The organism is Lacihabitans soyangensis (assembly GCF_024343775.1).
GTDB classification, from domain to species: domain Bacteria; phylum Bacteroidota; class Bacteroidia; order Cytophagales; family Spirosomataceae; genus Leadbetterella; species Leadbetterella soyangensis.
This window is the reverse complement of sequence record NZ_RJUF01000051.1, coordinates 1-11362: the sequence shown is the minus strand read 5'-3', so window position 1 is coordinate 11362 and position 11362 is coordinate 1. Positions and strand designations below refer to the sequence as shown.

At 38.7% G+C, this 11362-nt stretch carries 15 protein-coding genes; 4 read left to right on the top strand and 11 right to left on the bottom strand.

The window, feature by feature from the left end; genetic code table 11:
• The 3 genes from EGI31_RS13585 to EGI31_RS13575 form a co-directional block, all read left to right on the top strand.
• Nucleotides 1-769, top strand: a 769-nt coding sequence (locus tag EGI31_RS13585; protein WP_255037773.1) for a T9SS type A sorting domain-containing protein, incomplete at its 5' end; no start/stop codon positions are given.
• A gap of 379 nt (nt 770-1148) precedes the next feature.
• Entirely contained in the window at nt 1149-1757 is a 609-nt protein-coding gene (locus EGI31_RS13580) for a hypothetical protein (RefSeq protein ID WP_255037772.1), read from the top strand.
• Between the two features lie 289 nt (nt 1758-2046).
• Complete coding sequence (locus EGI31_RS13575; protein ID WP_255037771.1) at nt 2047-2940, top strand: NAD-dependent epimerase/dehydratase family protein; 894 nt, start codon at nt 2047-2049, stop codon at nt 2938-2940.
• A gap of 731 nt (nt 2941-3671) precedes the next feature.
• On the opposite strand, the gene EGI31_RS13570 is transcribed toward EGI31_RS13575, so the two are convergent.
• From EGI31_RS13570 to EGI31_RS13530, 9 genes are all read right to left on the bottom strand, one after another.
• On the bottom strand, nt 3672-4055 hold the full coding sequence (locus tag EGI31_RS13570) for a VOC family protein (protein WP_255037770.1): 384 nt from the start codon (nt 4053-4055) through the stop codon (nt 3672-3674).
• Nucleotides 4056-4298: 243 nt separating this feature from the next.
• Complete coding sequence (locus tag EGI31_RS13565; RefSeq protein WP_255037769.1) at nt 4299-4715, bottom strand: VOC family protein; 417 nt, start codon at nt 4713-4715, stop codon at nt 4299-4301.
• Between the two features lie 76 nt (nt 4716-4791).
• A complete protein-coding gene (locus EGI31_RS13560; protein ID WP_255037768.1) occupies nt 4792-4947 on the bottom strand; it encodes a hypothetical protein in 156 nt (51 codons plus the stop codon).
• A gap of 25 nt (nt 4948-4972) precedes the next feature.
• Entirely contained in the window at nt 4973-5296 is a 324-nt protein-coding gene (locus EGI31_RS13555) for a TfoX/Sxy family protein (protein WP_255037767.1), read from the bottom strand.
• 3 nt (nt 5297-5299) lie between these two features.
• Complete coding sequence (locus tag EGI31_RS13550; RefSeq protein WP_255037766.1) at nt 5300-5665, bottom strand: VOC family protein; 366 nt, start codon at nt 5663-5665, stop codon at nt 5300-5302.
• Nucleotides 5666-5859: 194 nt separating this feature from the next.
• Nucleotides 5860-6279: a hypothetical protein gene (locus EGI31_RS13545; RefSeq protein WP_255037765.1), complete on the bottom strand. Its 420-nt coding sequence runs from the start codon at nt 6277-6279 to the stop codon at nt 5860-5862.
• A gap of 356 nt (nt 6280-6635) precedes the next feature.
• Nucleotides 6636-8498, bottom strand: a complete 1863-nt coding sequence (locus EGI31_RS13540) for a M6 family metalloprotease domain-containing protein (protein ID WP_255037764.1) — start codon at nt 8496-8498, stop codon at nt 6636-6638.
• Nucleotides 8499-8943: 445 nt separating this feature from the next.
• The gene (locus tag EGI31_RS13535; RefSeq protein WP_255037763.1) at nt 8944-9345 is read right to left on the bottom strand and encodes an SMI1/KNR4 family protein; all 402 of its coding nucleotides are present in this window, start codon (nt 9343-9345) and stop codon (nt 8944-8946) included.
• A gap of 8 nt (nt 9346-9353) precedes the next feature.
• Nucleotides 9354-9593: a hypothetical protein gene (locus EGI31_RS13530; protein WP_255037762.1), complete on the bottom strand. Its 240-nt coding sequence runs from the start codon at nt 9591-9593 to the stop codon at nt 9354-9356.
• 233 nt (nt 9594-9826) lie between these two features.
• On the opposite strand from EGI31_RS13530, the gene EGI31_RS13525 reads away from it, so the two are divergent.
• Entirely contained in the window at nt 9827-9961 is a 135-nt protein-coding gene (locus tag EGI31_RS13525; protein ID WP_255037761.1) for a hypothetical protein, read from the top strand.
• A gap of 137 nt (nt 9962-10098) precedes the next feature.
• Here the strand turns inward: EGI31_RS13525 and EGI31_RS13520 are convergent, their stop codons facing one another.
• Nucleotides 10099-10806, bottom strand: a complete 708-nt coding sequence (locus EGI31_RS13520) for a DUF1003 domain-containing protein (protein ID WP_255037760.1) — start codon at nt 10804-10806, stop codon at nt 10099-10101.
• Between the two features lie 233 nt (nt 10807-11039).
• Nucleotides 11040-11362 (bottom strand): transposase (locus EGI31_RS13515; protein ID WP_255037759.1); only part of this gene is annotated, 323 nt, incomplete at its 5' end.

Here is an 11362-nt window from a genome sequence, read left to right as displayed (position 1 = left end):
AAAGAATGGCAAAGAGGGTAGTTTCAGTGAAAACGACTTCGGCAAAGTAAAGGTGGGCAAAAACGCCACCTTGACCTACACGGGCAGTGGCGATGTATATTTCAAGACCTTGAAAATCAAGAAAGGTGGCAAACTAAACTTTCAGCAAACGGCCAAGGTACACATCAAAACTTACACGAGACTAGGCGATGAAATCACGATAAACGAAAGTCAAGAAAACGTAAAAATCTTTGCGGCCAAGAATGTGGGCATAGAGAAAGGCAGCCAAATCAACGCCTACCTACACAGCCAAGCGGGTATAGATATCAAAAATGCAGATGCCAGCAAAAAGACGACCATCAACGGTATTCTGATCGCCACCAAAATCAAGTCGGGCAGCAATGTAGTACTCAAAGGCCAACCGACTGACTGTAGCAATACGCCAGCCGTAGCAAGTAAAGAAGATAGTTTACTAGCCAAAACAGACGAGGCAACAACTGAAACGCTAGAAGAAATCAGCAAGGAACCAAGCACCGAAAAAATCACCTTCGGCCCGAATCCGAGCAGTGATTTTGTAAATATCAACTTACCAAACATCAGCCAAACACAAAGTGTGAAAATCAATATCAGAGACACCCAAGGCAGACACATAAGCACCCAAGAGGCCAAAGTAAGTCCAAACAAAACGGACCTACAAGTAGACCTCAGAAAACTTCAAGTCGGTCTGTACCTGATAGAGCTAAACACCCCAAGCAACAAAAACACTATCAAAGTGCAAGTATTAAAGTAGTATTAAGATTTATTAAATGCGAAACACATCCTGAGACTTTCGGGATGTGTTTTTTTTGGAAAATTGACCTAGAGGCAAGTGTATGTTATCCGGCATATATCTCATAAAATGCAAAACAAAACAGGTATTTCTCGCAGTTTTATATTGTCTAGGAAATTACAAAAGCGAAATCACACATCCTTGTCAAATTTATATTTGCCATTATTTGAAAAATATTTCTTAAATTCGAAATAAATAAAAATACACTGAAAGTGGCTCTGGGTAAGGTTTTCGATTGTGAAAATCGATACTTTAGCACCTTCAATCGCCATATAATTTGTGATTGGCAAAATTTGGCCATATTATTGTATTGGTGTTTTCACAAAAACAGATTGAATTTATGAAAAATCAAAAAAGTACGCTTTTAGCTGCAGGATTTATGTTTTTTGGATTGTTTGCTTGTAATTCAGAGGAGTCTACTGAGCAAACAACAATTGTCGAAAACACTGCTACGGCTACAGCACCGGTAGATAGTAGTTCGGATTTTCCCCCTTTATCGTCTATTCCTGAATCGTCGAGTATACCAACAGCTACCATTCCCCCTCCAACGGGTCTTAACCCAGGTGGACAGCTAGCGAGTTCAAGTGCTCCATTGAATACCAATTTTAATCCGAATGTTTCTTTAGCACAGGCCAGCGTCCCAGTGAAAACCGCAGCTGCAACCAAAGGTACAGCTCGTCTCAATCCTGCTCATGGTCAGCCTGGACACGATTGTGCCATACCCGTAGGAGCACCTTTGAAAAATTCAGTAGCCTCAGCTCCGGCCCCTGCTAAAGCGGTTGCCCAGCCCATTCCTGTGGAGACCAAAGCCGTGGCTGCACCAGCTGCCGCACCAGCAGTGGCAGGGCCTAATTTCAATGCAAATCCAAACGTAAAAATCAATCCAGCTCATGGTCAGCCAGGTCATGATTGTGCAGTGGCAGTAGGTGCTCCTTTGCCTGTGAAGTAGTTATTAGACTGGTTTACTATTGATGGTTTTCAAAACTTTCAAGGCCAATTTTCATTTCTTGGATAATCGATTTTATGGTCTTGGTGATTTAGTTCTACAAGGATTTTGATTTATATTTTTTGTTTCGGAAGTTAACTTGTTGATAATGAGTTTGATTTTTCCTTTCGACTTTGTTTGAAAGTATCCAAGATTTTAAAAGGGGCAGAATTCTTCATAATCAAAGCCCATATCGGAACTTTGAATCCGAAATCTTCTGCTAACTTTACCAGTAGAATTACTTATTTAACCAATGCGAATATTATTCACTGGGGGTTCCGGCAAGGCTGGAATGCATGTAATCCCTTATTTGTTAGAACAAGGACACCAAGTACTCAATGTCGACCTCACACCACTGCATTACCCAGGTGTGGATAATTTGATCGCCGACATTACAGATTCTGGCCAAATGTTCAATGCCATGAGTTCATACACGGGCCTGAATGAGCTAGAGGCCGGAAAAGGTATACCAAAGTTTGATGCCGTCGTGCATTTTGCCGCCGTGCCAAGAATCCTGATTAAGCCTGATAATGAAACTTTTAGGGTCAACACTGTCGGTACTTACAATGTGATAGAGGCTGCTGTAAAGTTGGGTATCAAGAAGATTGTCATAGCATCATCAGAGACTACTTACGGAATATGTTTTGCAGACGGTATCACCGACCCCAAAGTGCTGCCATTGGAGGAAGATTATGACGTGGACCCCATGGACAGTTACGGATTGTCCAAAGTGGTAAATGAAAAAACTGCCAGAAGTTTTCAGCTTCGATCTGGCTTCGATATTTATGCATTACGTATTGGAAACGTCATAGAACCACACGAATACGCCGAACTTTTTCCTCATTATTTTAAAAATCCTGAAGTGCGTCGTCGAAATGCCTTTTGTTATATCGATGCTCGCGATTTGGGGCAGATTGTGGATTTGTGTCTCAAGAAAGATGGCTTGGGTTATCAAGTCTTCAATGCCGGAAATGATCACAACGGTGCAATCATTCCGAGTATGGAATTAGCCGCTAGATTTTTTCCAAACGTGCCAATCTCGCGAGAAATGCAAGAACACGAGGCACTATTCTCCAATCGCAAAATCCGTGAAATGCTGGGCTTCAAGGAGCAACACAACTGGCGGAAGTATGTGGGGGTTGGTTGATTGACTGGTTATTGGTGGACTGGTTATTGGTGGATTGGGCTGTCACACGCCAGCTATTTGAAGCGAATGTGTGGTGTGCCATTTGGTGAATGTTTGGGAACTATCGTTGCCTAAAAACTCCTAGAGGGACTGGTTGTATTTGCCTTATTTTTCTTGTTGATGTTTTCAAATACCCAGTATCAGCCGTCTTTCTCTGGTAAAAATTCTTGTTATATCTTTTTTATCTTGCTTATTACTTCATTTGGTATTTTGTTCTTCTTCACACGAAAAGGAAGAGGATTTTTCCATAGATACACCATATTTGAGTTCGTTCAGTAGCAATGGCTGATCTTCAAGGAGGGACTATTGACAACCGTGGCCGTAAAAAACAAAATACGCTTGGTACTTTATACGCTCTTTATTTGGTTACCCTATTTTGGTTTTTTTTATTTTCTTCTGAAGGGCTCCGACTCTAGTTTAGTCCTGAACATTCAACTGCCTGTCGAGTTGGCTGTTATGGCGAATATCGGTTGGATTTTCCCAACCTAGGGTGGGGTAGGGTCTTTCCATTTTTTTGTATCGAGGGTAATGATTAGTCATGGTTTTGAAAAGTTACAAGCGGTATTTTTTGCTTTATTGAGTCATTCATTTATTTTGTGTAATGATATTTTTTGGGGTTTGGTAGTTATGCTATACAACCGAAAAACGGTTATCAACTTAATTTCATTTAAGAAGGCTGTTTGAAAAGCCAATCAACATTGGGCAGCCACTGACCACATATTTCCTGCAAAATCCTTGAAAGTTCCTCTCTTATCGGGGTCATTTTCTTTGTTTTGGGGCTTATCAACCGCCTCACAACCATAGTTTAGGGCTTTCTCAAAAATGGCATCGACATCAGGAACATATACGTGCATCCAATATTTGTTGGCAGGATACTGTTCGGTGGCATCGCTCATCATAATAATAGAGTCGTCAATTTGAACTTCCACGTGCATTATTTTGCCATCGGGTTGATCATACTTTCTGTGTACTTTGGCATCAAATATATCTTCCAATAGTTGGACCATCCGCTTGGCATCCTCAACCATAAAATAGGGAGAAACGGAATTGTAATTGTTGGGTTTGAAATGGTTCATGTAAATAGTATTTTTTGTTTATATAGAACTTCAAATCATTTATTTGACTCAGTTGCCTGTAGAACGGTTTTGTGCATAATTTAAGTTAAGAATTCGTATTTCTTTCGCTGACAGCTCTTGTTGATTGAAAAATATTTTCACGCTTGATGCAACGGCCTGTTTTTTCTATATTAGAGTTTGTGGGTTTTGTTCGACCTGCAAAAAAAACATCCTAGCATTTCTTCGCTCATTTGTCCATTTAATTTATTCTCTTCCAGTCTTTTGTTTAAATTTGTCAATGTCCAAGTATATTATGGCCCAATGGTGACCGTCTAAATCTTCTAAATTTCTGACTTGCATAAATCCTTCGTCTATCATTGGTGTAGTTTCTCTACCTCCTGCATGTATACCGTTTTCCATAATTTTATTCACCTTTTCAAGACTTTCCACCTGAAGTGTAAATGTGGCAATGGCATTTTCTTTGGGGTCTGCAAGATGTTTTTTGTTGCCAGAATTGAACATTTCATGTGTTTGTAACATCAGGTAGATGTGCTCATCCCAAACCATACATTTTTGATCATCAAAAGTAAAGAGCGGATTAACCCCAAAGCCTAACTGCTTATAAAAAGCCATTGATGCCTCTACGTCTTTGACAGGTAAATTGATGAAAATTTGCTTCATGGTCTTTTTGTTTCAAAATTAATCCTCTGATGATTAATTATTAGTGTCTAATCCGCCAATTTAAGGGCTTATCGCGTCAAGAAACGTTTTTCTTTTTTCCGTTCGGTTGTTGCGTTAAGTCTAATTCGTCTGTTGCAAAGGCAAGAATGTCGGCAATTTTGATTTTGTTCTTTCTCAAAATTGCTTTTTCAAGGTCCGTCAGCGGTAGTTTTATGTTCTTCTTGCTTTTCATCTTCGGCAAATTCAGCAAATAACTGTCATTTTTTCTTTTTCTGTTTGGGTGCAGGTAATTCAACCAGCGATATTCTCACTAATTCACTTAACCATTCTGAGTCTTCAACGTTTTCTTCAATTAAAAAACTCGGCTTTGCTCCATCGTATGGCGGAGCTTCAACAACATTTCCAATAAACTTACGCCCTGAATTTGTTGGCTTAATAAATAGTTTGTTGTCACAGATTAGCCCAAATAATTTTCCGTCTGAATAAATGCCGTATTCACCAAACATCTTTTTAGTGCTTATTTCACCTGAATTTTTGATTTGCTCCAGTACAAAATCTACAAAGTTTGGTTCGGATGCCATGGCTCAGTCTTTTAGTTGAAAGTGAGGATTGTAAATCAAGCCAATAACATTTCCAAATGGGTCTTTAACTGTTGCGGTCATCAAATCTCCGCCCACGCTGTAGGGTTTTTCATTTTCGGTGGCTCCTAATTCAATTAGTCGGTCATAAGTGGCTTGAATGTTTTCTACTCCCCAATAGGAAACCACACTTTCAACTTTATCAAAAGTTGGGTGGTCTTCAGGTTGAAGGCCAAGTTCGTAACCTTTAATGTTGAAACCAACATAATAGGGTTCGTTGTAATATGGATTGGTTTCAAATGCCTTCGAATACCATTCTGTGGCCTTTTGAATGTCCGAAACTTTATAAATGGTTGTTCTAAGTCCTAACATACTATCTCTTTTTAATTGTTATTTTTTGTTTTGATAAAAGTTGTAGGTTTTCTAGGTTTAGGGCTGTTGCTTTACATATTGGTAAGTAGGGCATAAGAAGCACAAATGCCCAATAGAATCCCTAATTCTCAAATATAGTATAAAAGCCTCATTTTGTTGAACCACTAATGGCGGTGGTTTTTCTCTTCTGTCGTTTAGTGGTCAATATTTCCATATTTTATTTTTCTGGCTACTTTAAGTTCAACATAACAAAGTAAGAGAATAATCACGATTTCGGTTAGAAAATATATTAATCCTATTTGTGTCAATAAGGTATAGGAATTAACGAGTGCTCCGATTGTAAAGGCACAATAAAGCAGGTTTGAAATACTGATAATTCTAATAAAAAGTGGCCACTGTCCTCTTAAAAACAAAAAACAAGAAGTGGAATATACACAAAAGCAAAATGCTATTCCGCCAAGGTAAGTCAATACTGATTTGGGCATTCCAAAATATTCATTAAACTGCCGCATGATTATGAACATGAAAAATGAAGTCAAAATTGCTCCTAAAGCGTCTATTAAGAAAAGTGTATTTTGCTTTTCTGATAAATGATTTATGAGTTTGTTTATCATTCTTTTCACTCAAAATATATTAGTTGTAGTAAATTTCATTTCGGGATTGTCAGCATTGCAAAGTATTTTATTCAAATATTAAATGTATTGCTGTTTCAAAAAAATTAAGGAACAACATTCCTACTCGTCAGTCCTTTTATGACTTGACATACTGTCTTGGTTTTCTTTTAGAAATTATCAGCAACGAGCCCCACGATTTATGAAGGACTGGAATTTGATATACAGATTTTGAGCATTTGTACAAAGCAAAGTAGAACCTCAAATGCTGAATTACTTACCTCCTCCAATCCTTCATTAATACAATTTGGTGGCTGTCGCTATTAGTCATTTATCTCTATGGTCAATAGCAAACATTTTTATTTTTTCTCGAAAGTAACCACATCTCCTTTATCAGTTTTGGACGTGTAAGTAATGGCTATGCCCTGATAAGTAATAGTTTGATTAAGGCTCATTGTTGCTTGGTATTTGGTCAGGTCGGCTTCATTGATGGGCAGTACTTTTAAAGGTCCATTACCTGACCGAACACTGGCATCCACCAAATACACCAAAGGACCTTCTTTTACCAAATCTTTGTCATAGCCGAGTTTCCTTCTGCTTTCAACCACGATGGTGGCCTTATTGTCAATCGGTATGGTGAGCAGCTTAACCCCTCCCACGCTTTCTATAGGCGTTAAGGTAACAGCTCCATTTCCCACATTACCTTGGCATACCACCTGATTGTCATTTATCCAGCCCAATATCCATCGTTCCCAACCAAATGGCTCAGGAGATTTACCCCCTTGGGTTCCCATAAGCCCATACTCACCAACAAATTTATGATAGGGTGGTGTGAAAGCGTAGAGGTCGGGTAGTCCTAAATTATGCCCAAACTCATGGCAAAACCAAAGTCCTTTTGGCCAAAAAGCCATGTCTCTTCCAGAAGTAACGCCATTATGGATGTTGACGCCATCAACAGGTATACTGTTGCCCGGATGATTCGATTGAAACGCTGGCCCAATATCAGAAGGGCTATTGGCCGGGTCTGTTACCACAAGCACAGAACTATATTTTGAAAAATCTACATTGGCATTTGCTAAATTTATCGCTTCTTGAATATAAGCCTTGTGTGCAGTGAAAGTATTAAAAGGTACATATGAGGCTGCAGTTTTGCTCATTCTATACCACTGTAAATCTGGCTCGAATTCTATTTTTAGTTTACCGTAAGAAACGCTTTGATAAAAATTTTCTGCAACTGGAGAAATATGAGCGTCATATAATTGTTTGGGTGTTTTGGTAGCAACAGCGTCATTAAAATCAACAAAAATTACTCCTATTTTTACCGTACCCGAAGTTGCTGGTCGGAGAGACCTGTTTGAGAATCCTATTACAACGTTGTCAATTACAGTATTTTGTAACTTACAAGTTGTAACTACCGGATTGAAATAGACAAAACCTGGATAAGTGGCAATGCCTGCAGGCGTAGTAACCGTTATGTCACCGCTTTTACCACTGCCTACTTCGGCATAGATGGTGGTCGCATTGGCAACTGTAAAAGAAGCTGCCGCCTGACCTCCAAATGAAACTGCTGAAGCCCCAGTGAAATTGGTACCCGTAATGATAACAGTCATGTTAGTTGTTCCGCTTTTTTGATTAACTGATGTGATGGTAGCTACAGGTAATTGGTACGTAAAACCAGCTATTTTAGCACTTCCACTGGGCGTAGTTACCACTACATCGCCACTCGCACCATTGCCCACTACCGCAGTTATTGTAGTCTCATTGGTAACAGTAAATGAGGCGGCTTGAACTCCACCAAACGTAACTGACGTGGCCCCCGTGAAATTTGTCCCGGTAATGCTTATCGTTGAGTTCCTGGTGCCATTTTGGGGGCTAAAGGATGCAATAGTAGGTGGAGGCAGTAAATAGTTAAAGCCAGCTATACTCGTTGTTCCTGTTGGAGTACTTACTTTGACATCGCCACTTGCCCCAGTTCCTACTTTGGCGATGATGGTGGTGGCACTAACCACTGCAAATGATGCGGCGGGAGTTCCGCCAAAGGATACGGCAGTTGCCCCAGTAAGGTTTTTTCCAGTAATAGTGATTTCAGCATTTGTAGCTCCCGAAGTAGGGGAAATCGAAATCTGAGAGGGTGGGGGTATTGGGGCTAAGACCTCGGCAGTTTTTTCACAGCTTGCGTAAAGCAAACTGGTAACAAACAAGTAAAGGAATATTTTTTTCATATTCAGTATAACAATATAATTAGTTTATGGTTGGCACCAAGGGCTAGGGCTTTTGGCAGGTGAGGCAACAGAATACCTTCTGCTCAGCATAAGTACAAATATAAATTAAAGTTCCAAATTTTCAATTACTTCGATTAGCCATACTTGCCATTAGCTTAGTGTTTTTGCAGGTAATCCCCGTAGCTATCGGGACGTATTTCACCCAGTCGAAGGTGATATGCTTCTTGTTGGGGATTTTTAAATACACACAATAAACTTCAAAAATCAACGGAGAACTGCTCGAGAAACTCATAAAGCACCAGAAGAAAACCTCATAGGTAAAAAAGGAGAAAAACTACCGAAGATTAAGTTCAATCCCGAAAGCTTTCGAGAGGCTTTATTCCAAATACTTAAACTCATTATTGCATGCCGAACGAAGCCTTAGTTGTTAGCGGTAGTTGTTTTTTCAGTCCTCATTAAATTGCTCAAAATTTTCAGCTATTTTTTCCAATTGTCCTGTCTCGTGAAACCAAAAGTATATTTCTTCACTTAATTTCTTTTCATTTTCTGATGTCGGAAGTAAAACTAAATAGTCGCCACATCCATTTGATGCTATTGCAACTCCGTTTTTCGGAAAGCTTTCCCATTCTTTTGCTTGTTTTGTTTCCAAGCCAATATGGTTGCAAGTTCGGCTAATTCTTTTGTTATCTGATTTGTCTAAAAACGGAAACAGTTGCCAGTCATCGTCCTCTGTTATTAGTTCTCCTCCATTTTCTTTTGTCATTTTGGACTTAAAACTGTCGGGAAATTCAAGTCCGAGTTCTTGCTCCGTATCAATGATATATTTTATGTCTACTGGAAATGGCATAAGTTGGATTATTTGAAGTTGTCGTAATCAATAAAGTCCCAAGGTATTTCTTTTTTAAAAGTCTGGATGCTTTCTTCAAGCAGGTCTAATGAAATGTCTTGTTGGTAAAGGGTAACAGTTCTTTTGCGTTTTGTGTCGTCACGGAATATGTCAATTACTAATTTGTCGTCACGGTAAATTTCAACTCCAATTCCGTCTCTTTCGTTCACGTCACTTGCAATTATTACTCGGTCTTTTGGTAGTGTCATTTGTCAATTTATTGGTTTTCTGTTGTCGTCAGTTATAATTCCACCAACATTCTGGCTGTACGAAGGCTATTGTCTTCGGTCATGTGAAATTCGGCTTTTGCCGCCGAATTAGAATTTGAAAATTAATAAATGAAAAGCGGTATGTCAATTACAAAACCAATAATAGATGTTTACTTTACTTCTGCCCCTGATTTAGATTTTACCAAGCAAAATAGAATTTTAGAAATTAATTAATGGTAAAATATACAATGTTTTACTTCGGTATAGACTGTAATAGACACGTACGAAGGTCGGAGCCTTCGCACAGCTGGGGAACCACAAAAGCACCCACTTATACAACTACAAGATATGCCGCCGTAATCTACTGAGCGGCTAATTTGCGGACTTTGATGCCTCACCCGTTTCGCTGAACACCAAGTAGCAAAAAGCCCCAGACTTTGAATGAGTTCAGGGGCTTTCTTCTACTTTGCTAAATGTTAGTGGCTGGTTTTATCCTTCGTTCGCTTTACTTGTCATTTGAATGGATATTCTTTACTTCTTTCATCAAGTCTTCCAAATAGTCAATTTGAACTTCCTGAATTTCTAATAATTTTTTGTTTTGATGAACAAGCAAATGGTCAATTTTTTCACTGAGTAGTTTAATTTCAAGTTCTGCTTTTAGATTGATTTTGTAGTCGTGTTCGCCACGCTGTCTATCTTTTTGTTCTTGTCTGTTTTGGCTCATCATAATTATTGGTGCTTGAATGGCTGCCAAGCAAGACAGAATTAAGTTAAGCAAAATGAAAGGGTAAGGGTCAAATGGCTTTGTAGCTAAGAACCATATGTTGATCGTCATCCAGATTAGTATGAATGAAAAAAATGTAATGATAAATGTCCAGCTACCACCAAAAGCAGCCACTCTGTCTGCTATTTTTTGTCCTATAGTTAAAGTGGCTTCTATTTCGTCTTGAATATTTTCTGAAAGTATTGAATTGTTTTTGATGGCATTCATAACATCTTGGTCAATGATTGCCAATTCTCCCTTTTCTTGAACAATTAAGGATGTCAAATACAACCGTCTGTATTGATTTAATTCAGCTAATGAAATATAATTATCTTTGTTGAAATCAGGAAAGTCAGATTGGATTAGATTAAAAACACCTTCTCTGATGTCTTGTCCTTTTACATCTTCACCTTTCGGAATATCTCTTTTGGTTATGTGACTTTTATTCATTTGGAGTGTTCTTTAAAATAACCGATAAAATTCAGGGCTTTTGGCAGGTGGGGAAATAGAATTCTTTGTGCTTAGCCTTAGTACAAATGTATATTAAAGTTTCAAATGTTCAATTGCTTCCAGCTGACTCACTTGCCATTAGCTTGATGTTTTTGCGGGTATAACCCGCATTTCACCCTAACGAAGGAAGTATCCTTCGATAGCTAACTTAAATCCAAATATTTTCTTTAAAATTATGCTGCTCTTTTATAAACATATTCTGGATTAAAAGGTGTTTTAGTTCTTACAACTGCATACATCTGATGAATCAATTTGTTTTTCACATTATTCATTGCCACAAAACCTTTCTTTCCTTCTTTTTTCTTTCGGTCAAAATATTCCTTCATTTGCGGGTTAAACCGTATGGCTGCCATTGCTGCTATATGAAAAATGCCTTTTAGCTGCTTATGAGAATAACAATTGACGTGAAAACCACCGTTAATACTACTTCCAGAGCTTATTTCAAATGGAGCAACTCCTGCCAAAGAGGCAAATTTACGAGCATTAAATTCCTCTG

What these genes read in the sequence shown, in the direction of transcription:
- EGI31_RS13580 (WP_255037772.1), top strand. Translation starts at nt 1,149, where the DNA reads ATGAAAAATCAAAAAAGTACGCTTTTAGCTGCAGGATTTATGTTTTTT.
- EGI31_RS13575 (WP_255037771.1), top strand. Translation starts at nt 2,047, where the DNA reads ATGCGAATATTATTCACTGGGGGTTCCGGCAAGGCTGGAATGCATGTA.
- EGI31_RS13570 (WP_255037770.1), bottom strand. Translation starts at nt 4,055, where the DNA reads ATGAACCATTTCAAACCCAACAATTACAATTCCGTTTCTCCCTATTTT.
- EGI31_RS13565 (WP_255037769.1), bottom strand. Translation starts at nt 4,715, where the DNA reads ATGAAGCAAATTTTCATCAATTTACCTGTCAAAGACGTAGAGGCATCA.
- EGI31_RS13560 (WP_255037768.1), bottom strand. Translation starts at nt 4,947, where the DNA reads ATGAAAAGCAAGAAGAACATAAAACTACCGCTGACGGACCTTGAAAAA.
- EGI31_RS13555 (WP_255037767.1), bottom strand. Translation starts at nt 5,296, where the DNA reads ATGGCATCCGAACCAAACTTTGTAGATTTTGTACTGGAGCAAATCAAA.
- EGI31_RS13550 (WP_255037766.1), bottom strand. Translation starts at nt 5,665, where the DNA reads ATGTTAGGACTTAGAACAACCATTTATAAAGTTTCGGACATTCAAAAG.
- EGI31_RS13545 (WP_255037765.1), bottom strand. Translation starts at nt 6,279, where the DNA reads ATGATAAACAAACTCATAAATCATTTATCAGAAAAGCAAAATACACTT.
- EGI31_RS13540 (WP_255037764.1), bottom strand. Translation starts at nt 8,498, where the DNA reads ATGAAAAAAATATTCCTTTACTTGTTTGTTACCAGTTTGCTTTACGCA.
- EGI31_RS13535 (WP_255037763.1), bottom strand. Translation starts at nt 9,345, where the DNA reads ATGCCATTTCCAGTAGACATAAAATATATCATTGATACGGAGCAAGAA.
- EGI31_RS13530 (WP_255037762.1), bottom strand. Translation starts at nt 9,593, where the DNA reads ATGACACTACCAAAAGACCGAGTAATAATTGCAAGTGACGTGAACGAA.
- EGI31_RS13525 (WP_255037761.1), top strand. Translation starts at nt 9,827, where the DNA reads ATGGTAAAATATACAATGTTTTACTTCGGTATAGACTGTAATAGACAC.
- EGI31_RS13520 (WP_255037760.1), bottom strand. Translation starts at nt 10,806, where the DNA reads ATGAATAAAAGTCACATAACCAAAAGAGATATTCCGAAAGGTGAAGAT.